Annotated in this window: 24 protein-coding genes; 12 read left to right on the top strand and 12 right to left on the bottom strand. The window is 63.9% G+C overall.

The genetic code is table 11. The annotated features are described in order from the left end of the window. Positions 1–100: 100 nt before the first annotated feature. Together ubiD and VF673_RS04045 are read left to right on the top strand one after the other, a co-directional pair. Positions 101–1,567, top strand: coding sequence for a 4-hydroxy-3-polyprenylbenzoate decarboxylase (gene ubiD, locus VF673_RS04050; protein WP_440290992.1), 1,467 nt, complete (start codon positions 101–103; stop codon positions 1,565–1,567). Continuing rightward, complete coding sequence (locus tag VF673_RS04045) at positions 1,567–2,541, top strand: 2Fe-2S iron-sulfur cluster-binding protein (protein ID WP_440290991.1); 975 nt, start codon at positions 1,567–1,569, stop codon at positions 2,539–2,541. The genes ubiD and VF673_RS04045 overlap by 1 nt, the downstream gene beginning before the upstream one ends. A 29-nt stretch (positions 2,542–2,570) precedes the next feature. On the opposite strand, the gene VF673_RS04040 is transcribed toward VF673_RS04045, so the two are convergent. The 6 genes from VF673_RS04040 to VF673_RS04015 form a co-directional block, all read right to left on the bottom strand. Beyond that, entirely contained in the window at positions 2,571–3,806 is a 1,236-nt protein-coding gene (locus VF673_RS04040) for a heme biosynthesis HemY N-terminal domain-containing protein (protein WP_273123501.1), read from the bottom strand. Next, positions 3,799–4,989, bottom strand: coding sequence for a uroporphyrinogen-III C-methyltransferase (locus VF673_RS04035; RefSeq protein WP_440290990.1), 1,191 nt, complete (start codon positions 4,987–4,989; stop codon positions 3,799–3,801). Before VF673_RS04035 ends, VF673_RS04040 begins: the two co-directional genes overlap by 8 nt. 10 nt (positions 4,990–4,999) lie before the next feature. After that, complete coding sequence (locus VF673_RS04030; protein ID WP_440290989.1) at positions 5,000–5,755, bottom strand: uroporphyrinogen-III synthase; 756 nt, start codon at positions 5,753–5,755, stop codon at positions 5,000–5,002. Next, on the bottom strand, positions 5,752–6,690 hold the full coding sequence (hemC, locus tag VF673_RS04025; RefSeq protein WP_320330576.1) for a hydroxymethylbilane synthase: 939 nt from the start codon (positions 6,688–6,690) through the stop codon (positions 5,752–5,754). Before hemC ends, VF673_RS04030 begins: the two co-directional genes overlap by 4 nt. Positions 6,691–6,806: 116 nt before the next feature. Continuing rightward, the gene (locus tag VF673_RS04020) at positions 6,807–7,556 is read right to left on the bottom strand and encodes a LytR/AlgR family response regulator transcription factor (protein WP_090538839.1); all 750 of its coding nucleotides are present in this window, start codon (positions 7,554–7,556) and stop codon (positions 6,807–6,809) included. A gap of 21 nt (positions 7,557–7,577) precedes the next feature. Further along, the gene (locus tag VF673_RS04015) at positions 7,578–8,639 is read right to left on the bottom strand and encodes a sensor histidine kinase (protein WP_440290988.1); all 1,062 of its coding nucleotides are present in this window, start codon (positions 8,637–8,639) and stop codon (positions 7,578–7,580) included. 93 nt (positions 8,640–8,732) lie between these two features. On the opposite strand from VF673_RS04015, the gene argH reads away from it, so the two are divergent. Then, positions 8,733–10,127 carry an argininosuccinate lyase gene (gene argH / locus VF673_RS04010; RefSeq protein ID WP_090538961.1) on the top strand — a complete coding sequence of 465 codons (1,395 nt, stop codon included), beginning with the start codon at positions 8,733–8,735 and terminating at the stop codon, positions 10,125–10,127. Between the two features lie 2 nt (positions 10,128–10,129). After that, positions 10,130–10,336, top strand: a complete 207-nt coding sequence (locus VF673_RS04005) for a hypothetical protein (protein WP_440290987.1) — start codon at positions 10,130–10,132, stop codon at positions 10,334–10,336. On the opposite strand, the gene VF673_RS04000 is transcribed toward VF673_RS04005, so the two are convergent. The 5 genes from VF673_RS04000 to VF673_RS03980 all read right to left on the bottom strand — a co-directional run bounded on the left by VF673_RS04000 (position 10,291) and on the right by VF673_RS03980 (position 15,659). After that, positions 10,291–11,643, bottom strand: a complete 1,353-nt coding sequence (locus tag VF673_RS04000) for a hypothetical protein (protein ID WP_440290986.1) — start codon at positions 11,641–11,643, stop codon at positions 10,291–10,293. The genes VF673_RS04005 and VF673_RS04000 overlap by 46 nt on opposite strands. Positions 11,644–11,751: 108 nt before the next feature. Continuing rightward, on the bottom strand, positions 11,752–12,849 hold the full coding sequence (gene aguA / locus VF673_RS03995) for an agmatine deiminase (protein ID WP_440290985.1): 1,098 nt from the start codon (positions 12,847–12,849) through the stop codon (positions 11,752–11,754). Positions 12,850–12,852: 3 nt separating this feature from the next. Further along, complete coding sequence (aguB, locus tag VF673_RS03990) at positions 12,853–13,731, bottom strand: N-carbamoylputrescine amidase (protein WP_090538844.1); 879 nt, start codon at positions 13,729–13,731, stop codon at positions 12,853–12,855. A gap of 117 nt (positions 13,732–13,848) precedes the next feature. Further along, positions 13,849–14,661 carry a zinc-dependent peptidase gene (locus tag VF673_RS03985; RefSeq protein ID WP_440290984.1) on the bottom strand — a complete coding sequence of 271 codons (813 nt, stop codon included), beginning with the start codon at positions 14,659–14,661 and terminating at the stop codon, positions 13,849–13,851. Between the two features lie 101 nt (positions 14,662–14,762). Beyond that, on the bottom strand, positions 14,763–15,659 hold the full coding sequence (locus tag VF673_RS03980; RefSeq protein WP_440290983.1) for an MBL fold metallo-hydrolase: 897 nt from the start codon (positions 15,657–15,659) through the stop codon (positions 14,763–14,765). 211 nt (positions 15,660–15,870) lie between these two features. Here VF673_RS03980 and VF673_RS03975 point away from each other — a divergent pair, with 211 nt between their 5' ends. After that, positions 15,871–16,851, top strand: a complete 981-nt coding sequence (locus VF673_RS03975; protein WP_440290982.1) for a GlxA family transcriptional regulator — start codon at positions 15,871–15,873, stop codon at positions 16,849–16,851. A gap of 25 nt (positions 16,852–16,876) precedes the next feature. On the opposite strand, the gene VF673_RS03970 is transcribed toward VF673_RS03975, so the two are convergent. Continuing rightward, positions 16,877–18,316 (bottom strand): glutamine synthetase family protein, encoded by a 1,440-nt coding sequence (locus tag VF673_RS03970; protein ID WP_273126913.1) that lies wholly within the window; start codon positions 18,314–18,316, stop codon positions 16,877–16,879. Between the two features lie 247 nt (positions 18,317–18,563). Between VF673_RS03970 and VF673_RS03965 the strand changes: the two genes are divergently transcribed. The 7 genes from VF673_RS03965 (at position 18,564) to VF673_RS03935 (ending at position 26,313) form a co-directional block, all read left to right on the top strand. Continuing rightward, positions 18,564–19,334, top strand: a complete 771-nt coding sequence (locus tag VF673_RS03965) for a gamma-glutamyl-gamma-aminobutyrate hydrolase family protein (protein WP_440290981.1) — start codon at positions 18,564–18,566, stop codon at positions 19,332–19,334. After that, positions 19,331–20,677 carry a glutamine synthetase family protein gene (locus tag VF673_RS03960; RefSeq protein ID WP_440290980.1) on the top strand — a complete coding sequence of 449 codons (1,347 nt, stop codon included), beginning with the start codon at positions 19,331–19,333 and terminating at the stop codon, positions 20,675–20,677. The genes VF673_RS03965 and VF673_RS03960 overlap by 4 nt, the downstream gene beginning before the upstream one ends. A 39-nt stretch (positions 20,678–20,716) precedes the next feature. Then, complete coding sequence (locus VF673_RS03955; protein WP_440290979.1) at positions 20,717–22,084, top strand: aspartate aminotransferase family protein; 1,368 nt, start codon at positions 20,717–20,719, stop codon at positions 22,082–22,084. A 195-nt stretch (positions 22,085–22,279) separates the two neighbouring features. Next, positions 22,280–23,377 (top strand): polyamine ABC transporter substrate-binding protein, encoded by a 1,098-nt coding sequence (locus tag VF673_RS03950; protein WP_440290978.1) that lies wholly within the window; start codon positions 22,280–22,282, stop codon positions 23,375–23,377. Between the two features lie 49 nt (positions 23,378–23,426). After that, a complete protein-coding gene (locus VF673_RS03945; protein WP_440290977.1) occupies positions 23,427–24,563 on the top strand; it encodes an ABC transporter ATP-binding protein in 1,137 nt (378 codons plus the stop codon). Continuing rightward, positions 24,560–25,456, top strand: a complete 897-nt coding sequence (locus VF673_RS03940; RefSeq protein WP_090538862.1) for an ABC transporter permease subunit — start codon at positions 24,560–24,562, stop codon at positions 25,454–25,456. Before VF673_RS03945 ends, VF673_RS03940 begins: the two co-directional genes overlap by 4 nt. Further along, positions 25,456–26,313 carry an ABC transporter permease subunit gene (locus tag VF673_RS03935; RefSeq protein ID WP_440290976.1) on the top strand — a complete coding sequence of 286 codons (858 nt, stop codon included), beginning with the start codon at positions 25,456–25,458 and terminating at the stop codon, positions 26,311–26,313. Before VF673_RS03940 ends, VF673_RS03935 begins: the two co-directional genes overlap by 1 nt. Positions 26,314–26,396: the final 83 nt, after the last annotated feature.

Raw genomic sequence — 26,396 nt, 5'->3', positions numbered from 1 at the left:
CTGCGGGGCAAGCCGCTGTCGGCACCGCTTCTGACCAGACATTCGAGCTGCGGCATTCCTCCGATTGCTTACAGCTTGCTGCTTGAGGCTTGAAGCTCAGATGCAATATTCCGATCTTCGCGATTTCATCAAGGGACTGGAACAGCGCGGTGAACTCAAGCGCATCCAGACCCCCGTCTCCCCCGTGCTGGAAATGACCGAAGTCTGCGACCGCACCCTGCGCCGGGGCGGCCCGGCACTGCTGTTCGAGAACCCCACCGGATACGACATGCCGGTGCTGGGCAACCTGTTCGGCACTCCGGAGCGGGTCGCCATGGGCATGGGTGCCGAGAGCGTCAGTCAGCTGCGCGAGATCGGCAAACTGTTGGCCTACCTCAAGGAACCCGACCCGCCGAAGGGGCTCAAGGACGCCTGGTCCAAGCTGCCACTGGTGAAGAAGGTGATCTCCATGGCGCCGAAGGTGGTGCGCGATGCGCCCTGCCAGGCCACCGTCATCGAGGGCGACGATGTTGACCTGTCGCGCATCCCGGTACAGACCTGCTGGCCCGGCGATGCCGGCCCGCTGATCACCTGGGGGCTGGTGATCACCCGTGGACCGAACAAGGATCGCCAGAATCTGGGTATCTATCGCCAGCAGGTGATCGGCCGCAACAAGGTGATCATGCGCTGGCTCAGCCACCGCGGCGGCGCCCTGGACTTCCGTGAGTGGTGCGAGAAGCACCCAGGCGAGCCCTTCCCGGTTGCCGTGGCGCTGGGCGCCGACCCGGCCACCATCCTGGGAGCCGTTACCCCGGTACCTGACACCCTGTCCGAATACGCCTTTGCCGGGCTGCTGCGCGGCCAGCGCACCGAACTGGTGAAGTGCCGTGGTTCCGAGCTGCAGGTGCCGGCCAGTGCCGAGATAGTGCTGGAGGGGGTGATCCACCCGGGCGAGATGGCCGATGAGGGCCCCTTCGGCGATCACACCGGCTACTACAACGAGGTCGACCGCTTTCCGGTATTCACCATCGAGCGCATTACCCAGCGGGAAAAACCCATCTACCACAGCACCTACACCGGCCGTCCGCCGGATGAACCGGCGGTGCTGGGCGTGGCCCTGAACGAAGTGTTCGTGCCCATCCTGCAGAAGCAGTTCCCGGAAATCACCGACTTCTATCTGCCCCCGGAGGGCTGCTCCTACCGCATGGCCGTGGTGTCGATGAAGAAGCAGTACCCGGGCCATGCCAAGCGCGTGATGCTGGGGGTGTGGAGCTTTCTGCGCCAGTTCATGTACACCAAGTTCGTCATCGTGGTCGACGACGACATCAACACCCGGGACTGGAATGACGTCATCTGGGCCATCACCACGCGCATGGACCCCAAGCGCGATACCGTGATGATCGACAACACACCGATCGACTATCTGGACTTTGCCTCGCCGGTTTCCGGTCTGGGCAGCAAGATGGGCCTGGATGCGACCAACAAGTGGCCGGGCGAAACCAGCCGCGAGTGGGGTACCGCCATCACTCAGGACCCGGCGGTGCAGCAGCGCATCGACGCCATCTGGTCCGAGCTGGGAATCGACTGATGAAGGTAACCCTGCAGCCTTCCGGGCATATCATCGAGCTGTTGCCCGGCGAGCGCATCATCGATGCGGTGCGACGCCTGGGTTACGACGCGCCCCAGAGCTGTCGCAACGGCAACTGCCATATCTGTGCAGCCAACCTGATCAGCGGTCGGGTGCTGCAACATGGCACCGAACGCAGTCGCGGCGAGCTGTTTACCTGTATCGCCGAACCGCTGGAGGATTGCGAGGTGGAATGGCAGGGGGTGCTGGCCCCGGATGAGCTGCCGCTGCGCCAGCTGGCCTGCCAGGTGACCGACATCGAGGACGTCGGCGGCGACGTCTGCCGGGTGCTGCTGCGTACCCCCGCCGGCAAGCCCCTGCGTTACCACGCCGGCCAGTACCTGCTGCTGGAGCGGCCGGACGGCGAGCTGTCGGCCTTCTCCATCGCTTCGGCGCCCCATGAGGAGCGCCTGCTGGAGCTGCATATCCTGACCCGGGAGCCGAGCCCCCGGGAGCTGGTGGAGCATTTGCGCACCCAGCGCCTGGCCCGGGTGCGTGCGCCGCTGGGCGACTGCTGCCTGCCCCGCGTGCCGGAGCGACCGCTGGTAATGATTGCCGCCGGCACCGGACTGGCGCAGATGCAGAGCATGGCGCAATTCTGCCTGCACGAGGGCTTCAGCCTGCCCCTGCACCTGTACTGGGGCGTACGCCACCCCGATGATTTCTACCGGGCGCCGCACTGGCAGCAGTGGCAGCAGGAGCCCCAGGTCTATCTGCATCAGGTGGTCAGCGATACGCCGGAATGGGAAGGACGTCAGGGTATGCTCTGCGAAGCGGTCTGCGAGGACCTGACCAGTCTGGCGGACTACGAAATCTACCTGTGCGGCTCACCACCCATGGTCTACGCCACCCTGGACGCGCTGCTGGCAGCAGGCGCGGTGCAGGAGCAGGTCCACTCCGACGTCTTCGCCTACGCGCCGCGGGACGGGGTGTAGGCCGCCGGCGAGCTGACGCTCGCCCGCCCTCAGTGCCTGCGCGGCTGCGGCAGCTCCGGCAGGTCGTTGACCATCAGACCAAAGCCCTGGCGCAGCACCTTCTGCGCCGCCGCCTGCTCATCCATGTGCTCCAGCAGCCGCACCAGCTCGGCGCAGGTCTGGATATCCCGCCGGTTGGCGTAGCTCGCCTCCAGGTATTCCCGTGCCTTGCCCCACAGCTCGTTGCGCAGCGACAGGCGTCCCAGGGCCAGCAGCAGGGTAGCGTCGTGGGGATGGCCGTCCAGCCAGCGTTCGGCAGTCGCCAGCTGGCGTGCCGGGTCGGAACCACGGACCAGTCCGTAGATGTGCACCAGCCGATCATTGAAGGCATGTCCAAGCGCCTCGCGCAGGACCTTCTCCGCGTGGGATTCGGCCCCTGCGGCGCGCAGTTGCAGCGCGTAGGTCTCCACCAGGGCGGGGTCCTGCCTGAGCTGCCTGGGCACTCGCTCCCAGGTGCCGGTCACCGGATTGGCCGCGCCCGGCTCCACCCCCTGGGCCCGTTGCCCCGCCTGCACCAGCAGGGCGCCGTAGACCCGGCGTTCCAGCTCGAGCTGTTCGGTTTCCGTGTGCAGATGGTGGCGGCGCAGCTCCGGCAGCAGTTGCTCGAGTCGCTCCCAGTCCTCCAGCCGCAGGTAGAGCTGGCCCATGAGCTTGAGCGCATAGAGATGCCGGGGATGTTCCTTGCGTACCCGGGTCAGGGTAGCCAGGGCCTGTTCCAGCTGGCCGCGGGAGATCTGCAGCTGGGCCTGAGTCACGGCAATGGCGACATCCGCATCCGGGGTGGTTTCATAGGCTTCGCGCAGCAGGTCGTCGGACTCGCGGTACTCTCCCTGCTCATGGGCGGCGCGGGCGGCGGCCAGGTAGTTGATCAGCGGCTGCTCGGCATGGGGCGCCGCACGGCGCAGCAGGCGCTGGGCATTGGCCCAGTGCCCCTCGGCGAACTCCAGCAGGCCCCGGGTGGTGACCTGGCTGGCGCGGCGGGCGCGATTGCGCCGGGACCAGGGATTGACCCGGCGGCTGGAGGCGTTGATCAGGCGCACCACGGCGCGCAGCAGGGCAACCAGCAACCACAGCGCCAGCAGGAAGGCCAGACCGACCCAGATGCTGGTTTCCACCGACACGTTGCGCCAGGCAATCAGCAGGTAACCGGGGTCTTCGGCCACCGCCATGCCGAGCAGGGCGGCGATCAGCAGAACCACCAGTACCGCGATATAGCTCTTACTCATCGCTGCTTTCCCCCGTGCTCGCCGCAGGGGCTCGGTGCTGGCGACTCTGGATGTAGGCCGTCAGGCTCTGCTGCAGCGGCGCCAGGTCCGGCGGGACCAGGGTCACGCGCTCGCCGGCGAGCTGGTTCAGCCGAGTGCGCATGGCCTGAACCTGGGGATTGTCCATCTCGAAGAACTGCTCGAGCATGTCGGCGGCCCGCTCGATGCTCACCCGGTACACCTCACCCTCGCTGCGTAATACCGCCCACTGGGCCTGCTCCAGGGTCAGCTGCAGAGTGCGGCGCACCCGCTGCATCTCCGCCTCGTCGAGCAGGGGCGTGATCACCTTGCCACGCTGGAAGTCGACCCGCACATAGCGCTCCAGACGCATCAGCATGCGTTCGCCGCGGGTGCGTCGGGCCAGCCTGTCCTCGAACTCCTCCTCCGGGGTGACCTCGTCGGGATCGAATACCGGCACCGGCAGGGCGACCAGATCAGCCACCTGGCCGTGCAGCGCAGCCAGTTTCAGGTAGATGCCGGCACGGTCGACCACGGGCAGCGCATCCAGCTGGGCCTGATAACGCGCCAGCTGCTCGCGCACGGCAAAGACGCCACTATCGGGCTGCTCCTGCAGGATACCGTCCACCGCCTCCAGCAGCTCCCGGGCCGAGCGTACGTCCTGGGCCGCGAGCAGACGCAGAGAGGCCAGGCGCAGCAGGTACTCGGCCTCGGCCAGCTTCCAGTCTGCCCGGGCGTCACCCTGCAGATCCGCCAGCCGCTGGCCCAGGGCCTGCTGACTGCGCTGCAGGTCGGCGATCAGGCGCTGCTCCTGCTGCCACTGATCGGCCGAGGGCAGCCCATCGAGACGTTGTCCCAGAGTGTTCTGGTTCTGGCGCTGGGCATTGGCCAGCTCGGTGATGCGGTTTTCCAGCTGGCTGAGTGTGCTCTGTCCGGCGCCGACCTGCTGCTGGCCCTGGTACCACTGCCAGCCCGACAGCCCCAGCGCAGCGACGGCAACTACCAGCGCCAGCAGGGCCGGTCCACGGCCACCGCCGGCATTGCGTGGTTTGTTCCGCGTACGGGAGGCGGTGTTCTTGTCCGCTGCGGCAGCTTTGTGCTCCGCGCCCGGGGTCACTGCCGCGCTGGCGGCCGGTGCACTGTCTTCCGGGCTGGTGTTCTGGTTGTTATCGTTTTTCGATTCCACGCTTTTCCCCTTATGGCGTGATTGGGTGCGCGCCTATCGCGGCGAGCACGCTGTCGTCATCGGCACCATCACAGATCACGACGTCGGTGCAGCCCAGCTCTGCGGCAAGCGCCGCCACCCTCGTTCCCGGCACCCAGCAGCGCCAGTGCCGCTGCTGCTCCCAGGCGGCTCCGGCGGCCTGACGCCAGTGCTGCAGTGCCTGACCACTGAGTATGACTATTCCCCGACAATCCCCGGCCAGCGCCGCCAGAGCGTCAGCCAGACCCGGGGGCTGCCCCCGGCGATACAGCTCCAGCAGATCCACCCGGCCACCGGCCTGGCGGATGGTGGAGGACAGGTGTTCCCGACCGCCCAGCCCCCGCCAGATCAGTACCCGCAGATCGGGCAGGCTCAGCAGCTCATCCCAGATCGGCAAACGCAACAGCGCTTCGCTGTCCTGGCCGTCGCGGGGGTACTGCACGGACAACCCGTAATCTTCCAGTACCGCAGCTGTACCTGCGCCCACCGCAAACCAGTGCAACCCCACCGGCGGCTGGGGCCAGTACTCATCCAACCGCTGCAGGCCCAGCCGGGCGGCGATGGGGCTGACCGTCATCACCGCATGGTAGCGGTCCAGATCCAGCATCATGCTGCGCTGCTGGGGCGTCTCCTCCAGCGGCTCGATCTGCAGCAGCGGCAGACTGCAGGCCTTCATGCCCAGTTGCTGCAGGCGGCTGCCCAGACGCCGGTTGTCCTCCTCCGAGCGCGTCAGCAGCACCCGACTCACTGGCCGTCGGCCTCCCGGTACACCGCCTCGAGAATCTCCCGAGCCCCCTGACGCAGCAGATCCTCGGCCACCGCCACACCCAGCTGCTCGGGCTCGGCCTCGGGGCCGCGGGCTTCCGCGGTCAGCAGCCTGCTGCCGTCTGGCTCACCGACCAGGCCACGCAGCCAGAGTTCTCCGTTGCTGCGCTCGGCGTAACAGGCGATAGGCACCTGACAGCCACCATTGAGGTGGTTGTTCAGCGCCCGCTCGGCGCGCACCCGCAGGGCGCTGTCCAGATCGTTCAGCGGCGCCAGCAGCTGGTGCAGCTCGGTATCATCGGTCCGGCACTCGATGCCTACCGCGCCCTGGCCACCGGCGGGCAGGCTCAGCTCGGGGGCGATGGCACTGCGGATGCGGTCATCGAAGCCGAGGCGTTTGAGACCGGCAGCGGCGAGAATGATGGCGTCGTATTCGCCGGCATCCAGCTTGGCCAGGCGGGTATTGACGTTGCCACGCAGGAAGCGGATCTGCAGATCCGGGCGGCGGGCCATGAGCTGGGCCTGGCGGCGCAGACTGGAGGTGCCGACCACGCTGCCCGGGGGCAGCGCATCTATGGATTCATGGGTATTGGACACGAAGGCGTCGCGGGGATCCTCGCGTTCGCAGATCACGTAGAGACCGAGGCCTTCGGGAAAGTGCATCGGCACATCCTTCATGGAGTGCACGGCCAGGTCCGCCTCGTTGGCCAGCAGCGCCGCTTCCAGCTCCTTGACGAACAGCCCCTTGCCGCCGATCTTGGCCAGGGGCGCGTCGAGCAGCTTGTCACCGCGGCTGACCATGGGTACCAGGCTGACCTGCAGCCCGGGATGCAACTGTTCAAGACGCGCCTTTACATACTCGGCCTGCCACAGGGCCAATGCGCTCTTGCGGGTGGCGATTCGCAGATGTCGACTCATGGGTTTCTCATCCTGTTCCAACCGGCATGATACGCCATGCCCCGGTTATCATCCATGCGTCAGTCCGGCCCGGGCCGCGCCACCGGCCGTCGGCGGCAGCCCTCCGGCGGCGGATTCTAGAGCTCCTCCATCAGCCGGCGCAGCCCGGGCACATGGCGGCGGCTGACGGTCAGCGCCTCATCCGCGAGGCCCTTGAGGTACAGGTGGAAATGCCCCATGGAGGTGCGCTGCAGACGGCCGATCCGGTCCCGGGCCACCAGCGCATTACGGTGAATGCGCACGAAATGGTCACCGAACTCGTCTTCCAGCGCCTTCAGCGGCTCATCCAGCAGCAGCTCGCCACCGGTGTGACGCAGGGTCACGTACTTGTGGTCGGCGATGAAATAGAGCACATCCTCGATCGGCACCAGCTCCACGCCCTTGCGGGTTCGTGCGCTGATATGGCTGCGCGCCTGCTGGGTCTCGCTGGCAATGCCGGCCTTGCCGAGACTGGCCAGCTGTACCCGGTTGAGTTTCTGGGCCTTGCCCAGGGCACTGGCCAGGTCCTCGCTGCGTACCGGTTTGAGCAGGTAGCCCACAGCGCTGACGTCGAAGGCCTCCAGCGCGTATTCCCCGTGGGCGGTGCAGAAGATCACGGCCGGAGCGTCGGACATCTCGCAGAGGCGGGCGGCAGCCTGAAGACCGTCCATGCCGGGCATGCGGATATCCAGCAGGACAATGTCGGGATGCAGCTTCTCCACCAGCTCCAGCGCCTCCTGGCCTGTGGCTGCCATCTCCGGCAGGACTGTATGGCCGGGCAGCGCTGACACCAGTCTGGCCAGTCGCTCCCGGGCAAGAGGTTCATCATCGGCGATCAGTACTTTCATGCCTGAATGACTTCCTGTGCGTTATGTGGAAGGTTGCTTACAAGGATAGACCAGCCTGCTGAAGTAGCGCGTCCCTTCCTGCCAGGCTTCTACCCGCGCTGAAGCCCCGAACAGAGCCGCCAGGCGGGCGCGGATGTTGTTCAGCGCCATGCAGGCTCCACGGTGCTCGGACTGCTGTGGACAGCTGTTGGACACCAGCAGTTCAACGCGCCCCTCCCGATAGTGGCCGACCACCTGTATATCGCCCCCGCTGACGCTGGGCTGCAGCCCGTGGAGGATGGCATTTTCCAGCAGCGGCTGCAGGGTCAGCAGCGGCATGGGCAGGTTCGGCGGCAGTTCGTCCACTTGCCATGTCACGCGCAGGCGATCCCCCAGACGATACTGCTCGATCCGCAGATACCCCTGGCACAGCCGATACTCATCTGCCCAGGTCGCCACGGCATCGGCCTCGCCGAGATTGGCTCGAAACAGGTCTGCCAGGTCCAGCACGGCGTTCTCGGCCTTGTCCGGCTGGGTGCCTATCAGGCTGACAATGCTGTTGAGACTGTTGAACAGGAAATGTGGGCGGATGCGCGACTGCAACGACTGCAGCCGCGCCTGCAGGGCGGCCTGGTTATGCAGCTGCCACTGCTGCTGCAGGTAGAAATAGCGCAGCAGCAGGCTGGTCATGATCAGGGCGATCAGACCGTGGCGCAGCAGCGGATCACTCGGCAGCAGGAAACGTTCGGCCATGCCCTGGTAGAGCACCCATTCGGCGAGGACGGTAAACACCAAGGTCAGCCCCACCACCACCGCGTAGCAGCAGGCGATTGCCAGGCCCAGCGGACGGGCCTGCATCCAGGGGCGCAGTCGGCACAGCAGGCCCGCGGACAGCAGCACTATCCATTGCACGAACAGCGACGCCAGCGCCAGCTGCAGCCAGTCGAATCCCTCGGCTGCCGGCTGCGCGAGCACCCAGACCAGCACCATGAGCTCGGCCAGCACCACCAGGGTGAACACCGCGACGGAGGAGCACAGATCCGGGAGAAAGAAGTCCTCCCCCTCCTGCGGCTTGCTCAGTAATGACCAGAATCCATTCTTCATTGCTGCAGTCTCCGTCAGCCGGGCGCCATCATGCAAGTATGAAGATGCTATGCTATGCGCCTTTTCAGATTACTGCAGCGGACCGACCGACCCATGAGCCAAGATCAGACTACCAACCAATCCTGGGGCGGCCGTTTCAGCGAGCCGGTGGACGCCTTTGTTGCCCGGTTCACTGCTTCGGTCGACTTCGACAAGCGCTTGTACAAGCACGACATCCAGGGCTCCATTGCCCATGCCACCATGCTGGCCAGGGTCGGCGTGCTGAACGATGCCGAGCGCGACAGCATCATCGATGGCCTGCGCGCCATCCAGGGCGAGATCGAGGCCGGCCAGTTCGACTGGCGGGTGGATCTGGAAGACGTGCACATGAACATCGAGGCGCGACTGACCGAGCGCATCGGCATCACCGGCAAGAAGCTGCACACCGGCCGTTCGCGCAATGATCAGGTGGCCACCGACATCCGCCTGTGGCTGCGCGAGGAGATCGACATCATCGTCGCCGAGCTGGAGCGCCTGCAGCGCGGCCTGCTGGATCAGGCCGAACAGCATGCGGACGTGATCATGCCCGGTTTCACCCACCTGCAGACCGCCCAGCCGGTGACCTTCGGTCATCACCTGCTGGCCTGGTTCGAGATGCTCTGCCGCGACCGCGAGCGTCTGCTGGACTGCCGCAAGCGGGTCAACCGCATGCCGCTGGGCTCGGCGGCTCTGGCCGGTACCACCTACCCCATCGATCGCCAGCTGACCTGTGAGCTGCTGGGCTTCGAGGCGGTGTCTGGCAACTCGCTGGACGGCGTGTCCGACCGCGACTTTGCTATCGAATTCTGTGCGGCGGCCTCGCTGGCCATGATGCACCTGTCGCGCTTCTCGGAAGAACTGGTGCTGTGGACCAGCGCCCAGTTCAACTTCATCGAGCTGCCCGACCGCTTCTGCACCGGCTCCTCCATCATGCCGCAGAAGAAGAACCCGGACGTGCCCGAACTGGTGCGCGGCAAGTCCGGCCGGGTATACGGCCACCTGATGGGGCTGCTGACCCTGATGAAGAGCCAGCCGCTGGCCTACAACAAGGACAACCAGGAAGACAAGGAGCCGCTGTTCGACGCCGCCGATACCCTGCGCGACAGTCTGCGTGCCTTCGCCGACATGATTCCGGCGATCCAGCCGCGGGTTGAGGTGATGCGCGAGGCCGCCCGCCGCGGCTTCTCCACCGCCACTGACTTGGCCGACTACCTAGTGCGCAAGGGCCTGCCGTTCCGCGACTGCCACGAAATCGTCGGCCACGCGGTGAAGTACGGCGTGGACAGCGGCAAGGACCTGGCCGAAATGAGCCTGGAGGAGCTGCGCCGCTTCAGTGATCAGATCGAGCAGGATGTGTTCGAGGTGTTGACGCTGGAAGGTTCGGTCAATGCCCGTGACCACATCGGGGGTACCGCCCCTGCTCAGGTACGGGCTGCGGTGCAGCGCGGTCGGGAATTGCTGGGCAACTGACCATGAGCCAGCCTGTACAACGCCCCCGTTATCGTGTCAGCGCCGACCGCCGGTCGGCGGTGCGCCGGGTGCGCTATGTGGAAACCAGTCACCCCGAGCGAGGTGACTGCACCCTGTGCCAACTGGATGAGCTGGCACAGGATGAACATGACCCGGCGGAAAACTACAGCGCCGAACTGACCGACAGCTCGAAGCTGCCGGCACCCTGATCGGCGTAACTACCGCTGGTCAACTGATAGTCGCCGGCCTCCAGCCATAACTCCAGCTGCGCATTGGTTCCACCGGCGCTGTCGTCATCCTGCTCCTCCAGCCCCTGCCCCGCCAGGCTCAGCAGAGCGTCAAACTGGGAAGAACTGAGGGTGACACGATAATGGCCGGGCTCGCTGATGGACAGCACGCTGGTGACCGAGTCGCCCGAGGTCAGCCGACCGATGCGGCTTTCACCGGGAGCAATGTTGCCTTCGAGCATCTGCGCCTCGCCGAGTTCGGCCTGCAGGGTGAACATCCCTTCCCCTCTGCTGTAACTGTTGGCCTTGATCCGGTAGGTACCCGGCTCGACCACGGTGCTGATAAGGGCATCCAGACCGCCACCGCTGTCATCGTCACTGACGCTGGTACCCGGTCCACTCAGCTCCAGCATGCTGTCCAGGTCACCAGAGCGCATGCTCAGGCGCAGCAGCCCGCGTTGCGCCACGGTCAGGGTATAGGTCTGGGGCTGGCCCATCATCATGCCGGTGTACTCCTCACCCGGCGTCAGTTCGGCGCCATCGGCGAGGTTGACGCCCTCCGGCAGCTCCAAGGGCTTGATGCTGAGACTGTAGACACCCTCATCAGCCGAGTCGATACCGCCCGCGATCAGCTGGTAGCTGCCTTCCTGCAGGGTGGCGAGCAGCCGCGCATCGGTACCGCCGCCGCTGTCGTCATCGGTCTGGTTGACGTCCTTGCCGCGCAGCTTGAGCACGGCGTCGAACTCACCGGAACGCAGGACAATTTCATACGGCCCGCTCTCGCTCACCTTGAAGGTGTAGCGGTTGCCGCCACTGCTGGTCTTGGGCTGCAGCTGACCGAGAATGTCCGCCCCGGACTCCAGCTCGCCGTCATTCACCGCTTCGGCAGTGCTCAGCTCCAGACGGAAAGGACCGAAGTCCTTGGCGCTGCCTGCACTGATCGCCAGACGGTAGACGCCGTCCTGTTCCGGTTGCAGGAACAGCTGCTCGGTTCGCGGGCCGTCAATCAGCTGATTGTCGCCGGACAGCAGGGCGAGCTTCGGCTGCTGCAGACTGCCGCTGCTGGTCACCCGATACAGAGTGCCGCCCTTGAGCTGCAGATCGAAGCTCTGGTTGCGGGAGCCGTCATTGAGGTTGACCGCGCTCTGACTGGTCAGCTCACCGGTCAGGGTTGCGGGCATATCCTTGACCGGGGCACTGGAAGCCGTAGCACCCGGTTCGTTACAGCCAGACAGGAGAATCACCACGCCTGCCAGGGGCAGGGCTATCGCACGAGGGGTGATGCGCATGAAGAATCCTTTTTTGCTCGTAATAGGGGATGCTTGCCCGGAACATCAAAGATCGACGAGCCAGCCGACAGACTATATTACGAATTGTTCCCCTTGCGCAGGCTTGATTCACACCGCCGGTTGCTGCTGGGTGATGCAGTGGATATTGCCCCCGCCAAGCAGTATCTCCCGCCCAGGCACCATCACCACGCGACGATCGGGGAACAGCCGCTCTAGAGCCTGCCGGGCGCTGTCATCCTGCGGATCACCGAACGCCGGGGCGATGATGCCGCCGTTGACGATCAGGAAGTTCACGTAGGAGCCGGCCAGACGAATCTCCGGACTGCGCGGTTGGGTGCCCGGCACCGGCTCTACCCCTGCACACTCCTCCGCGGTGGCGCTGATGGGGCCGGGAAGTGGAATGCGGTGCACCGTCAACGATCGCCCCCGGACGTCGGTGGCCTGCTCCAGCACGCTCAAGGCCGCCTGGCAGCGAGCATGGTTGGGATCATCCGTGTCATCGGTCCACGCCAGCAGCACCTCCCCGGGCTTCACGAAACAGCAGAAGTTGTCCACATGGCCATCGGTCTCGTCGCTGTAGAGCCCCTGGGGCAGCCAGATGATACGCTCCACCCCGAGATGGTCGCGCAACGTCTGCTCGATCTCGTGCCGGTGCAGGTGCGGGTTGCGGTTGGGGTTGAGCAGACACTCCTCGGTAGTGATCAGGGTGCCCTCGCCGTCCACATGGATAGCCCCGCCTTCGAGGACGAAGCCTTCGGTGCGGTAACGCGGGCAACGCTCCATGCTGAGCACCTTGTCGGCTACCTGATCATCCAGATCCCAGGGGGAATACAGGCCGCCGTCCAGACCACCCCAGGCGTTGAACATCCAGTCCACACCACGCAGCCCACCTTGGCCGTTGATGACGAAGGTCGGCCCGGTATCCCGAACCCAGGCATCATTGCTGCTGATTTCCACTACCCGGATCGCCGGATGATCCAGCTGCGCACTGGCATTGGCGTACTGCGCGGCCGAGACTCCGACGGTCACCGGCTCGAAGCCGGCGATCGCCCGGGCCACCTCGGCAAAAGCGGACTGCGCCGGCTTGCCTGCAAGGCGCCAGTTGTCCGGCCGCTCGGGCCAGAGCATCCAGGTCTGACTGTGGGGCGCCCACTCCGCGGGCATGTAGAAACCGTCGGCGCGGGGCGTGCTGTGCAGGGTGTACATGAATCAGGACTCCAGCGAACCATCCAGGGTTTTCAGCGGACCGTACAGGTTCGGCCGGCGATCGCGGAATACGCCCCAGGCAGCGCGAATATGCTCCAGCTGGTCCAGATCGAACTGCTGCACCAGCACCGTCTCGTCGGTGCCGTTGGCCTCCTGGACCTTCTCGCCGAACTGATCGGCGATAAAGGAGGCGCCGTAGAAGGTGATGTCGTAGCCATCCTGCTCCTCCCGCCCTACCCGGTTGCTGGCCACCAGCGGCATCAGGTTGGCCCCAGCATGGCCCTGCTGCACCCGCTGCCAGTGATCCTTGGAAGTAATGGACGCATCATGGGGCTCGCTGCCGATGGCGGTGGGATAGAAGAGAATCTCCGCCCCCTGCAGCGCCATCGCCCGGGCGCACTCCGGGAACCACTGATCCCAGCAGATACCCACCCCAATGGTGGCGAAACGAGTCTTCCACACCTTGAAACCGGTATCGCCGGGGTTGAAGTAATACTTCTCGTGGTAACCGGGGCCGTCGGGGATATGGCTCTTGCGATAGACACCCAGATTGCTGCCGTCGGCGTCGATGATGGCGATACTGTTGAAGCGGGCCCGACCGGCCAGCTCGAAGAAGCTGATCGGCAGCACCACCTGCAGCTCCCTGGCAATTGCCTGGAAATGCTTGATGGCCGGGTTTTCATCCGTAGGCGTCGCCATCTGCAGATATTCAGGATTGGGCTTCTGGCAGAAATACGGCGTCTCGAACAGTTCCTGAATCAGAATGATCTGCGCACCCTGCGCGGCAGCCTGGCGCACCAGCTGTTCAGCCTTGGCAATATTGGCCTGGCGATCCCAGCTGCAGCTCATCTGGGTGGCGGCGACGGTAACGAGGCGGGGCATGGCATTCTCCGGTGGTCGGGTGTAGCTAGAGCATACCCTATCGATCCAAACCCATCGAATTCGATGGGTTTGGATATCACCGGAAATTAAACCCGTGGAATTCGACGGGTTTGCGACTCACTCCCCAAGCAACAGATCCTGCCGATAGAACCCCGCCAGATGCCCATACACCTTCGGCCACGCCTCCCGCAACGGTTCAGGCCGTTCGAAAAAGGTCTCCGACAGCACGGCAAAGAACTCCGCCGGATCTTCCAGCGCGTATTCATCCACTGGCAGCGGCTGACCAAGCTCAGCGCGCTGGGCCAGGTCATCCCAGGCGTCCTGCATGTCTTGCTGCCAGGCCCTGGCGTCCATGCCCGGATGCAGCGGTGGCGCGCCATTGGCGCTGGCGTCGCGCATGTCCAGGGTATGCGCCAGTTCATGAATGACCACGTTGTAACCATCGCCTCGCCCCGAGTGCCGCACATCCTCCAGTGACAGCACCACCGGGCCACGCTCCCAGGCTTCCCCGCTGCGCTCGCTGACCTCGTGATGGACGATACCGAACTCATCTTCCCAGCTGTGCTCAGCAACGAAGGGGCCTTCGTACAGGATCAGCGTCTGCCAGCGGTCGTACCAGTCCAGCCCCAGCTCCAGCACCGGAACCACGGCCATACCGGCAATGCGCAGGCGCAGGATATCGTCCAGCTCCGCGCCGTTGACCGGGACCAGATGCTTGCGCAGCAGCAGCCGCAGGGCCAGCTCATGGATCCGTCGCTGCTGCGCCGGGGTATAACGCTGATAGACACCCCAATTGCCCAGCGCCTGCTGCCATTGCCCGGCGGTGATGTCCAGCCGACGCAGCCGGCGGTCTTCGCGCCAGTGACGCAGGCGCTGCCACCAACCCGAACCTGTCTTGGAAATGTCGGTTCTCCTGTGATGTTTCGGCATCACAATAGCATGCTGTTCGGCACCCGGGCGCCAGCGGAGCCCAAGCACAAGAAAAGCCCAGCTGCGTTAGGCAGCCGGGCTTGATCTTGGCTTTTCCACCCTCAGAAACTGAGCGTCGCGCCATCTTCCGGGATTTCAACCCGATCCGCGATACCCTTCTGCTGCACATAGTCTTTCAGCTCTTCGCGGGTCAGCGCCATGTGGTTGATGGCATCCATATGCGTGGCAACGATGGTGGCATCCGGCACCGCCTTGGTCGCCCGCAGTACATCTTCCTTGCCCATGATGATCGACCCATCAAAACCATCCATCACCGCATAGCCAGCGTTGATCAGGACGATCTGCGGCGCGTAGTCCGCCAGCGCCATATCGACTTCATCGCGCCAGATAGTGTCGCCTACCAGGTACAATGTGTCATGACCTGGTGACTGGAATACCACACCCATGGCTTCGCCGAGGGCGGCAGCAACTTCCGCCACGGCATACATTTCATCAGTGCCATGCTGGCCGCCGATCTGGCTCAGGGTCACGCCCTGGAACTCGGCTTTGGAAAGGACGCGCACGTTGGTAAAGCCCTGCCCGCGGATCATCAGCGCATCTGCCAGGTTCTGCACGAACAACGGGATGTCCTTCGGCAGCAACTGCTGGGCAGCCTCGTCCCAGTGATCGAGATGGGTATGGGTGACGATCACCGCATCGACGCCGGCAATAACCTCCTTCTCGGACATGGGCAGATCCACCAGCGGATTGCGCAGGTTACTGCGATAGGTACCTTCAAACCCTGGATAGCTGCCTTTTTTCGACAGCATGGGGTCGACGAGAAAGGTGGTGTCGCCGTAGGTGATCTTCACCGTGGCATTACGGATCTGCTGCAGTTGCACGGCTTCGGTAGCGTCGGCTGTATCAGGTGCGCTTGCCGGTTGCGCCTGGGCAAATGCGGCAGCGATGCCCAGGCTCAGGGCCACAGCAAGCGAGCTGGCTAAGGTTTTGATGGTCATGAGTTTCTCCAGGGGAATAGCCAATGAACGTGAGCGCCATTGTCGGCCCCCGCAGCCCCCCCGAAAAAGTGGCCTATACGACAATATTCGATATAAACGGGCCAACCCTGCAGTAACCGTAGGAAGCAGCACTTTGACCCAATACACCCTATAGGATAAATTTGGGCAACCCAAGCATTCCGCGCTTGTGCTTCACCTATGAGGTAAGTCCATGCCCCCTATTCGCGTAGTCGTTCTGACTTTTGATGGTGTAAGCCTGTTCCACCTTTCCGTACCCGGCATGGTTTTCGGTGCGGATGATGGCACCGCCCTGCCTCGCTATGAAGTACTGTACTGCGCACAGGAGCCGGGCCTGATCCGCAGCGATCAAGGCATGATGATCGAAGTGAAGCATGGTCTCGATGCCATGGCCGCGGCCGACATCATCATAGTGCCGGCCTGGAGCGATCCCCGAGAGCCCACCTCCTCCGAACTCACTGCGGCACTGCAACAGGCCAATGGGCAGGGTAAATTGATCGTTGGTCTGTGTCTGGGTGCCTTTGCGTTGGGCCATGCGGGCTTGCTGGACGGCCGCGCTGCCACGACACACTGGGCATCGCGCGAGATGTTTGCCGAACGCTTCCCGCGCACCCTGTTCCGCCCCGATGTGCTGTATGTCGCCGACAGCAATATCGTCACATCGGCTGGCACGGTGGCCGCCATCGACTGTTGCCTGGCCCTGCTGCGCGAGCGCCATGGATCCGAGGCGGCCAACCATGTGGCGCGCCTGCTGGTCACCCCTCCGCACCGGGACGGCGGTCAGGCGCAATATATCGAGCGGCCGGTACCGCGGTGTGCCAACGACAACCGGCTGCCGGGAGTGCTGGAATGGGCGCGGGCAAATCTGGCGCAGCCGCTATCCGTCGACGCCCTCGCCGAGGTGGCAAAAATGAGTCGGCGCACCTTTACCCGGCGCTTCCGGGAGGCTACCGGGACTACCGTCACCAAATGGCTGAACGCCGAGCGGGTAACCCGAGCCCAGCAGCTGCTGGAGACCACCGACCTGTCGATCGAGCGCATCACCTCGGCGGTGGGTTTCGGTACGCCCCTGGCGCTCCGTCAGCAGTTCGCAGCGCAGCTCGGCACCTCCCCGTCCAACTATCGGCGCACCTTCAACAATCGGACAAACGCGACCGCATCATCAATGGCCTGACTCCATCCCGGGTTATCGCTACCTGCTATACGGTGTGCAGATACCACATGTACTCCAGATCGGAGATGGTGCGCTCGAACTCCTCCAGCTCGTTTTCCTTGCACAGCACGAAGACGTCCAGATACTCCTCGCCGATGTAGTCCTTCATCATCTCCGACCCTTCCAGCTGACGCAGGGCGTCGCGCAGGTTGGTAGGCAGCGATGGCTCGTGCTGTTCATAGGCATTGCCCTCGGTCATTGGCGGCGGCTCGATGCGGTTGGTGATGCCGTAGTGGATGGCCGACAGCAGTGCTGCCATCAGCAGGTAGGGGTTGGCGTCGGCGCCAGCCAGCCGGTGTTCGATCCGCATGTTCTCGGCATCGCCGCCGGGTACCCGCACCGCCACCGTGCGGTTGTCGATACCCCAGGTCGGAGAACAGGGAACATAGAAGTTGGGACTGAACCGGCGGTAGGAGTTGACGTTGGGACAGAGGAAGGCCATGTACTGGGGCAGCACCTCCAGCAGCCCGCCGATGGCCCAGCGCAGGTGGTCCGACAGATTGCCCTGTTCATCCGGGGCGAAGGCGTTGTGGCCGTCGCGCTCCAGACTGATATGCACATGCATGCCGTTGCCGGCCTGATCATGGTAGGGCTTGGCCATGAAGGTGGTGTCCATCTCATGGTCATAGGCCACGTTCTTGATCACCCGCTTGAGCAGTACCGCATAGTCGCAGGCCTTGACCGGGTCCTCCACGTGATGGAGGTTGACCTCGAACTGGCCGGGCGCGGATTCGGCGACGATGGCGTCAGCGGGGATGCCCTGCTCGTGGGCAGCTTCGATGACGTCCTCGAGAAACTCGGCGTATTCGTCCAGATCATCCATCGAGTAGACCTGAACCGAGGCCGGCCGCTTGCCGGAAATCGGCGAGCGCGGCGGCTGCGGGCGCCCGGTGATGTTTTCCTGGTCGATCAGGAAGAACTCAAGCTCGAAGGCCGAGACCGGCTTGAGGCCCAGTTCGCGGAAACGCTCGACCACCCGCTGCAGGACATAGCGCGGGTCGGCGAAGAAGGGGGTCTTGCGATCCAGCTCGTACATGGTCATCAGCAGCTGCCCGGTAGGGCGCTTCTGCCAGGGTTCCAGGCACAGGGTGCCGGGGATCGGCAGGCAGATGCGGTCGGCATCGCCGATTTCCATCCCCAGACCGGTCTCTTCCACTGTGGTGCCCTGGATATTGAGGGCGAAGAGCGATGCCGGCAGCGCGATGCCCCTCTCGAAGGCACGGGTCAGCGCCGAACGGTCGATGCGCTTGCCCCGGACGATGCCGTTCATGTCAGCAATCAGCAGGTCGATGAAGTGAACGTCAGGATAGGTTGCTAGGAAGCTCTCCGGCTCATGCAGAGGATGGGGAGCGGTCACGTCGGCGTCAAGGTTCACCACCTTGGCGGGTTCGCTACCGACGCTCGGAACATCGGCTGGGGAGTGCATGTTCTTCACCTGTTATTTGTAAAATATATCAACCATCACTCTCACGATTGAGAGTAAATCCCGAAAGGCCCCGGCGAGTCAATAGAGCCCCGAAGCCCGGCAGCACTGGCCCGACGAAGGCTCTGCTTACCGGCTCCGGAATTCCCCCTGCGGCTCAGCGGGGCGGCAGTTGGTGATAGGGATTTTTTGCTGCTATTGTATGAAAAATTGAACAAGACCCTGCAGCTGTGACCGCACAGACGAGACCATGTCCGAGACCCGTCAGCCGTTGATCGGCATCTCCTGCTGTACCACCACCGTTGGCCCGCATCCTTTCCACATGGCCGGCGAGAAATACATCCTTGGCGCCCTGCAGGGGGCCGGGGGCATCCCCCTGCTGATTCCCGCCGTGGGCGCTCATATCCCCATGGACGCCCTGCTGGAACAGCTCGACGGACTGCTGCTGACCGGCTCACCCTCCAACGTGGAACCCCATCACTACACCGGCCCGGCCAGTGCACCCGGCACCCAGCATGATCCCGGGCGAGATGCCACCACCCTGCCGCTGATCCGCCGCGCCGTGAAGCTGGGGGTACCCCTGCTGGGGATCTGCCGCGGCTTCCAGGAAATGAACGTGGCCTTCGGCGGCACCCTGCACCAGCGCCTGAACGAGGTGCCCGGACTGCTCGAGCACCGGGAGGACACCAGTCAGCCGTTGCCGGTGCAGTACGGGCCAGCCCATGAGGTGCGCATCGAACCTGGAGGCCTGCTCGATCGCGCTACCGGCTGCAGCTCGGCAATGGTCAACTCCCTGCACAATCAGGGCGTGGATCGTCTGGCCACCGGGTTGCAGCCCGAAGCCGTGGCGCCCGACGGACTGATCGAGGCGTTTTCCGTGTCGGCAGCGAGCACCTTTGCCCTCGGCGTGCAGTGGCACCCGGAATGGAAGGTGATGGAAAACCCGTTCTACCTGAGTATATTCAAGGCGTTTGGTGACGCCTGCCGGGCACGCGCTGCCCGGCCCAAGAGGACCGTATGAACAAGATTGAAGCCTTTCTGAAGGAACACAGGATCACCGAGGTCGAGTGCATGGTCAGCGACCTCACCGGTATTGCCCGGGGCAAGATCGCGCCCACCGCCAAGTTCATGTCGGAAAAGGGCATGCGCCTGCCCGAGAGCATCCTGCTGCAGTCGGTAACCGGCGACTATGTCGATGATGATGTCTACTACGACCTGCTGGACCCGGCGGACATCGACATGATCTGCAAGCCCGATGATGACGGCATCTACCTGGTGCCCTGGGCCATCGAGCCCACCGCCCAGATCATCCACGACTGCTACGACAAGCACGGCGTGCCGATCGAGATGTCACCACGCAATCTGCTGAAGAAGGTGCTGCGGCTGTACGCCGAAAAGGGCTGGAAGCCCCTGGTGGCACCGGAGATGGAGTTCTATCTGACCAAGCGCAACGACGATCCCGACCTGCCGCTGCAGCCGCCGGTCGGTCGTTCCGGGCGCCAGGAGACCGGGCGCCAGTCCTTCTCCATCGATGCTGCCAACGAGTTCGATCCGCTGTTCGAGGATATGTATGACTGGAGCGAGGCCCAGGGACTGGATCTGGATACCCTGATCCACGAGGAAGGCACTGCGCAGATGGAGATCAACTTCCGTCACGGTGATCCGCTGCACCTGGCCGACCAGGTACTGGTATTCAAGCGCACCATGCGCGAAGCGGCGCTCAAGCACGACGTGACCGCCACTTTCATGGCCAAGCCCATCACCAACGAGCCGGGCAGCGCCATGCACCTGCACCAGAGCATCGTCGATGCCAGGACCGGGGAGAACACCTTCTCCAACCCCGACGGCAGCATGAGCGAGCTGTTCCTCAACCATATCGGCGGGCTGCAGCGCTATATCCCGGAAGTACTGCCGATGTTCGCTCCCAACGTGAACTCCTTCCGTCGCTTCCTGCCTGACACCTCGGCACCGGTCAACGTCGAATGGGGCGTGGAAAACCGCACCGCCGGACTGCGGGTGCCCGATTCCACGCCGCAAAACATGCGCCTGGAGAACCGTCTGCCCGGCGCCGATGCCAACCCCTACATTGCCATTGCCGCCAGCCTGTTGTGCGGCTATCTGGGAATGGTCAAGCGCATCGCCCCCTCCGCCCCGGTGCAGGGCCGCGCCTACGAGCGCCGCAACCTGCGCCTGCCCTTCTCCCTCGAGTCGGCGCTGGAGCGGATGGAACAGTGCCGGGATGTCCAAGAGGTGCTGGGCGAGAAGTTCTGCCGCGGCTATATCGCGGTCAAGCGGGTGGAGAACGAGAACTACAAGCGAGTAATCAGCTCCTGGGAGCGGGAGTTCCTTTTGCTCACCGTCTAGGCATCGCCCCCGGGGGCGCGGATCATGGGAGTACCGAGCATGACAGCAGGCAAACGCAACACGGCCCAATTGCAGGCGCTGGACGCAGCCCACCACCTGCACCCCTTCACCGATCACCGGGACCTGGGGGGGCGCGGCACCCGCATCATAGAGCGCGCCTCCGGCGTCTACCTGTGGGACAGTGAGGGCAACAAACTGCTCGATGGCATGGCCGGGCTCTGGTGCGTGAATATCGGCTACGGCCGGCGGGAGCTGGCCGACGCGGCCCATCGGCAGATGCTCGAGCTGCCCTATTACAACAGCTTCTTCCAGTGCACCCATCCCCCGGCGGTGGAGCTGGCCAGCGCCATCGCCGAACAGGCGCCGGCACACATGAACCGGGTGTTCTTCACCGGCTCCGGCTCGGAAGCCAACGATACCGTGCTGCGCATGGTGCGCCGCTACTGGGACCTGCAGGGCCAGCCCCGGCGCAAGACGGTGATCAGCCGCATCAACGGCTACCATGGTTCCACCGTCGCCGGGGCCAGCCTCGGCGGCATGAGCGCCATGCACGAACAGGGCGACCTGCCGATTCCCGGTATCGTCCATATCCCCCAGCCCTACTGGTACGGCGAGGGCGGCGACATGGAAGAGGGCGAGTTCGGCCTCTGGGCCGCGCGCCAGCTGGAGCAGAAGATCCTCGAGCTGGGTGCGGACAGGGTTGCAGCCTTTATCGCCGAACCCATCCAGGGTGCCGGCGGCGTGATAGTGCCCCCGGCCACCTACTGGCCGGAGATCCAGCGCATCGTCGATCAGTACGGCATCCTGCTGGTGGTCGACGAGGTGATCTGCGGCTTCGGCCGTACCGGCGAATGGTTCGGCAGCCAGTACTACGGCATCCGCCCGGACCTGATGCCCATCGCCAAGGGCATGACCTCCGGCTACCTGCCGATGGGCGGGGTGATCGTCGGCGACAGGGTCGCCTCCTGCCTGATCGATCAGGGCGGCGAATTCTTCCACGGCTATACCTATTCCGGCCACCCGGTCGCCGCCGCCGTGGGGCTGGAGAACCTGCGCATCCTGCGCGAGGAAGGGATCGTCGACTACGCCCGGGAACAGGCCGCGCCCTATCTGCAGCAGAAGATCGCCGCCCTGGCCGAGCACCCGCTGGTGGGTCAGGTCCGCGGCGTCGGCATGCTCGGCGCCCTGGAGCTGGTGCGCGACAAGCGCACCCGCGAGCGTTTTCCCGGCAAGGGCGCCGCCGGCACCCTGTGCCGCGACCTGTGCATCCGCAACGGTCTGGTCATGCGAGCGGTGGGTGACACCCTGATCATGTCACCGCCGCTGGTCATTCAACCGCAGGAAATCGATGAGCTGTTCGACAAGGCCTGGCGCACCCTGAACATGGCTGCCGAAGAGCTGCGCTGATTGGGGTCCGTACCCCTATCCGCGCGAACACAGCTTGAATACACTAGGCGCTGGCGAACCAGCGTCTGCAAGGAAGGTTCCCAGTGATATGCCGGATATTTCCGGAAGTTGTTTGATCCACCGATAACGGCCGGTCCGATCGGCCCGATTGAGAACTGACCGGTCCACCCTGGACGGTGTTCGTAAGGAGAACGCATGAAACCGACATTGCACAAGACTCTGCTGGCTTTGGCCGTTACCGGACTGTTCGCTGGAGCTGCCCATGCAGCGGGCGAGCTGAAAATCTACAACTGGTCCGACTACATTGCCGAGGACACCATTGCCAATTTCGAGAAGGAAACCGGCATCAAGGTGACCTATGACGTCTACGATTCCAACGAGGTACTGGACGCCAAGCTGCTGACCGGCCGCTCCGGCTTCGACATCGTGGTGCCCTCCAACCACTACCTGACCAAGCAGATCGAAGCGGGCGTGTACCAGAAGCTGGACCACAGCAAGCTGCCGAACATGAAGAACCTCAACCCCGAGTTGATGGATGACATGGAAAGCATCGATCCGGGCAGCCAGTACTCCATCCCCTACATGTGGGGCACCAACGGCATCGGCTACAACATCGACAAGGTGCAGGCGATCCTCGGCGATGACGCGCCGCTGGACTCCTGGGACCTGATGTTCGACCCGGAAGTGGCGGCCAAGCTGGCCAGCTGCGGTATCTCCATGCTCGACTCCGGCGATGAGATGCTGACCTCCGCCCTGCAGTATCTGGGCCTGGACCCCAACAGCAACGATGCCGATGACCTGAAGAAGGCCGAAGAGCTGCTGATGAGCGTGCGCGGTCATGTGGCCTACTTCCACTCCTCGCGCTACATCTCCGACCTGGCCAACGGTGAGATCTGTGTCGCCGCCGGTTACTCCGGTGACGTGTTCCAGGCTGCCGCCCGCGCCGAGGAAGCGGAGAATGGCGTGAACATCGGCTACACCATTCCCAAGGAAGGTACCGCCCTGTGGTTCGACATGATGGCCATTCCGAAGGATGCGCCGAACGCGGACAACGCCCACACCTTCATCAACTACATACTGCGTCCTGAGGTGGTAGCGCCGATCACCGACTACGTGGCCTACGCCAACCCGAACCTGGCGGCCAACGAGTTTGTTGACCCCGAGGTGCTGAACGACCCGGCGATCTACCCCACCGACGAGGTCATGGCCAAGCTCTATGTGGCCAAACCCCGCCCGCTGGCATCTCAACGGATCATCACCCGCGCCTGGAACAGGATCAAGTCGGGCCGTTGAACCTTACCGGGGGCTGCACTGCAGCCCCTCTTTTGCCGGGGAGTGAATTATGGTGGGTGCAGCAGGGGCCATGAAGCAGGCCATGGCCAAGAAGGAGCAGGTGGAGTTCGTCAAGATCGAGCGCGTCAGCAAGCAGTTTGATGATGCGGTCGCCGTGGATGACGTCACCCTCACCATCAACCGGGGCGAGATCTTTGCCCTGCTCGGCGGGTCCGGCTCGGGTAAGTCCACCCTGCTGCGGATCCTCGCCGGTTTCGAGAAACCCACCGAGGGTCGGGTCCTGCTGGATGGGCAGAACATTACCGACCTGCCGCCGCACAAGCGGCCGATCAACATGATGTTCCAGTCCTACGCCCTGTTCCCGCACATGACGGTGGAACAGAACATTGCCTTCGGACTGAAACAGGACAAGCTCAGCAAGCAGGAAATCACCGAGCGCGTTGCCGAGATGCTCAAGCTGGTGCACATGAGCAAGTTTGCCAAGCGCAAGCCGCACCAGCTGTCCGGTGGCCAGCGGCAGCGCGTGGCCCTGGCCCGCTCCCTGGCCAAGCGGCCCAAGCTGCTGCTGCTCGACGAGCCCATGGGCGCCCTGGACAAGAAGCTGCGCTCGCAGATGCAGTTGGAGCTGGTGGAGATCATCGAGCGGGTCGGCGTGACCTGCATCATGGTCACCCACGATCAGGAAGAGGCCATGACCATGGCCCAGCGCATCGCCATCATGGATCAGGGCTGGATCGTCCAGGTCGGCACGCCGATGGACATCTACGAGAGCCCGGTCAACCGCCACGTCGCTGAATTCGTCGGCAGCGTGAACATCTTCGAGGGCCAGATCATCACCGACATGGAAGACCATGTAATCATCGAATGTCCGCAGCTGGGTCGGCATATCTACATCGGCCACGGGGTCTCTACCCGCGCCGAGGACAAGAGCACCATCTTCGCGGTACGCCCGGAAAAGGTCTTCGTCACCACCGAACAGCCGGAACAGGAATACAACTGGGCCCACGGCGTGGTGCACGACATCGCCTACCTGGGCGGCCATTCGATGTATTACATCAAGCTGGACAGCGGCAAGATAGTCCAGGCCTTCTTCGCCAACTCGGAACGTCGTCTGCCCCGCCCGACCTGGGAAGATCAGGTCTACATCAGCTGGGATGACGACGGGGGCGTGGTACTGCCGACATGAGAAGACGCCTGCCCCTGCCCAACGGCAAGACACTGGTCATCAGCATCCCCTACCTGTGGATGTTCCTGTTCTTCCTGTTGCCCTTCGTCATCGTCCTGAAGATCAGCTTCTCCCAGGCGGCCATTGCCATCCCGCCCTACGAGCGGCTGTTCGAGTACAGCAACCAGGCACTGACCATAGTGCTGAACATGGGCAACTACATCTTCCTGACCCAGGACAGCCTCTACTACGCTGCCTACCTCGGGTCGCTGAAGATCGCCCTGATCACCACCCTGGTGTGCCTGCTGCTGGGCTACCCCATGGCCTACGCCATCGCCCGTGCGCCGCGGGACCGCCAGCTGATCTATCTGCTGCTGATCATGATGCCGACCTGGACGGCGATCCTCATCCGCGTCTACGCCTGGATGGGCATTCTCAGCGCCAACGGCCTGCTCAACTCGACGCTGATGTCGCTCGGACTGATCAGCACGCCGCTGCAGATTCTCAACACCAATACCGCGGTCTATATCGGCCTGGTCTACGCCTACCTGCCCTTCATGGTGCTGCCGCTGTACGCCAACCTGGTCAAGCATGATCCGACCCTGCTGGAAGCGGCGCAGGATCTCGGCGCCGGCCGCATCAAGGCATTCTGGAAAGTGACGGTACCGCTGTCGCGTGCCGGTATCGTCGCCGGCTCCATGCTGGTGTTCATTCCCGTGGTCGGCGAGTTCGTCGTGCCCGAACTGCTCGGCGGCCCGGAAACCCTGATGATCGGCAAGGTGCTGTGGCAGGAGTTCTTCAACAACCGCGACTGGCCGGTGGCCTCGGCGCTGGCAATCGTGATGCTGGCCATACTGCTGATCCCCATCACGCTGTTCCACTACAACCAGGCTCGCGAGATGGAGAAGAAGTGATGAGACGTCCCGATTTCTCCAGCGTCGTCCTGTGGCTGGGCCTGCTGTTCATCTACCTGCCGATGGTCATCCTGGTCATCTACTCCTTCAATGCCTCGCGGCTGGTGACGGTATGGGGTGGCTGGTCGATCCACTGGTATCTGGGTCTGCTGGACAACACCCAGCTGATGAATGCGGTCAAACGCAGTCTGCAGATCGCCTTCTACACCGCCACCGCGGCGGTGGCGCTGGGCACCCTGGCGGCCTTTGCCATGACCCGCATCCAGCAGTTCCGCGGTCGCACCCTGTTCTCGGGGATGGTCACCGCGCCGCTGGTGATGCCCGAGGTGATCACCGGCCTGTCACTGCTGCTGCTGTTCGTGGCGCTGGCCCAGGTACTGGAGTTCTTCCTCGGCGTTACCTTCGACCGCGGCATGCTGACCATCTGGATTGCCCACACCACCTTCTCGGTGGCCTATGTGGCGATCGTTGTCAGCAGCCGCCTGGGCGAGCTGGATCAGTCCATCGAAGAGGCAGCCATGGATCTGGGCGCCCCGCCGTGGAAGACCTTCCTGCTGATCACCGTGCCGATGATCGCGCCGTCGATCGTGGCGGGCTGGCTGCTGTCCTTTACCCTGTCGCTGGATGACCTGGTACTGGCCAGCTTTGTCTCCGGGCCCGGCTCGACCACCCTGCCGATGGAGATCTTCTCAGCGGTGCGCCTGGGCGTGAAGCCCGAGATCAACGCCATCGCCAGTGTCATCCTGTTCGCTGTGTCCATATTTACCCTGCTGGTGTGGTTCATCTTCCGGCGCGCCGACAAGCGCAGTCAGCTGCCGCCACCGGAAGAAACCAGCCGCCAGCGCACACCGGCCTGAACCTGCGGCACCCTTCGGGGTGCCGTGTTTCATCAACCAGTTAAACGAAGGGTCACAACGTCTTCTACCTGCAGCGCCAGTGA

This window comes from Halopseudomonas sp. Lyrl_26 (assembly GCF_051948695.1).
Classification (GTDB): domain Bacteria; phylum Pseudomonadota; class Gammaproteobacteria; order Pseudomonadales; family Pseudomonadaceae; genus Halopseudomonas; species Halopseudomonas formosensis.
The sequence above is the reverse complement of the archived record's forward strand: the minus strand, read 5'-3'. Positions and strand labels throughout refer to the sequence as shown.

Coding starts and splice junctions, on each gene's coding strand:
- ubiD (WP_440290992.1), top strand. CDS start 101: ATGCAATATTCCGATCTTCGCGATTTCATCAAGGGACTGGAACAGCGC.
- VF673_RS04045 (WP_440290991.1), top strand. CDS start 1,567: ATGAAGGTAACCCTGCAGCCTTCCGGGCATATCATCGAGCTGTTGCCC.
- VF673_RS04040 (WP_273123501.1), bottom strand. CDS start 3,806: ATGAGTAAGAGCTATATCGCGGTACTGGTGGTTCTGCTGATCGCCGCC.
- hemC (WP_320330576.1), bottom strand. CDS start 6,690: ATGAGTCGACATCTGCGAATCGCCACCCGCAAGAGCGCATTGGCCCTG.
- VF673_RS04020 (WP_090538839.1), bottom strand. CDS start 7,556: ATGAAAGTACTGATCGCCGATGATGAACCTCTTGCCCGGGAGCGACTG.
- VF673_RS04015 (WP_440290988.1), bottom strand. CDS start 8,639: ATGAAGAATGGATTCTGGTCATTACTGAGCAAGCCGCAGGAGGGGGAG.
- argH (WP_090538961.1), top strand. CDS start 8,733: ATGAGCCAAGATCAGACTACCAACCAATCCTGGGGCGGCCGTTTCAGC.
- VF673_RS04005 (WP_440290987.1), top strand. CDS start 10,130: ATGAGCCAGCCTGTACAACGCCCCCGTTATCGTGTCAGCGCCGACCGC.
- VF673_RS04000 (WP_440290986.1), bottom strand. CDS start 11,643: ATGCGCATCACCCCTCGTGCGATAGCCCTGCCCCTGGCAGGCGTGGTG.
- aguA (WP_440290985.1), bottom strand. CDS start 12,849: ATGTACACCCTGCACAGCACGCCCCGCGCCGACGGTTTCTACATGCCC.
- aguB (WP_090538844.1), bottom strand. CDS start 13,731: ATGCCCCGCCTCGTTACCGTCGCCGCCACCCAGATGAGCTGCAGCTGG.
- VF673_RS03985 (WP_440290984.1), bottom strand. CDS start 14,661: ATGCCGAAACATCACAGGAGAACCGACATTTCCAAGACAGGTTCGGGT.
- VF673_RS03980 (WP_440290983.1), bottom strand. CDS start 15,659: ATGACCATCAAAACCTTAGCCAGCTCGCTTGCTGTGGCCCTGAGCCTG.
- VF673_RS03975 (WP_440290982.1), top strand. CDS start 15,871: ATGCCCCCTATTCGCGTAGTCGTTCTGACTTTTGATGGTGTAAGCCTG.
- VF673_RS03970 (WP_273126913.1), bottom strand. CDS start 18,316: ATGCACTCCCCAGCCGATGTTCCGAGCGTCGGTAGCGAACCCGCCAAG.
- VF673_RS03965 (WP_440290981.1), top strand. CDS start 18,564: ATGTCCGAGACCCGTCAGCCGTTGATCGGCATCTCCTGCTGTACCACC.
- VF673_RS03960 (WP_440290980.1), top strand. CDS start 19,331: ATGAACAAGATTGAAGCCTTTCTGAAGGAACACAGGATCACCGAGGTC.
- VF673_RS03955 (WP_440290979.1), top strand. CDS start 20,717: ATGACAGCAGGCAAACGCAACACGGCCCAATTGCAGGCGCTGGACGCA.
- VF673_RS03950 (WP_440290978.1), top strand. CDS start 22,280: ATGAAACCGACATTGCACAAGACTCTGCTGGCTTTGGCCGTTACCGGA.
- VF673_RS03945 (WP_440290977.1), top strand. CDS start 23,427: ATGGTGGGTGCAGCAGGGGCCATGAAGCAGGCCATGGCCAAGAAGGAG.
- VF673_RS03940 (WP_090538862.1), top strand. CDS start 24,560: ATGAGAAGACGCCTGCCCCTGCCCAACGGCAAGACACTGGTCATCAGC.
- VF673_RS03935 (WP_440290976.1), top strand. CDS start 25,456: ATGAGACGTCCCGATTTCTCCAGCGTCGTCCTGTGGCTGGGCCTGCTG.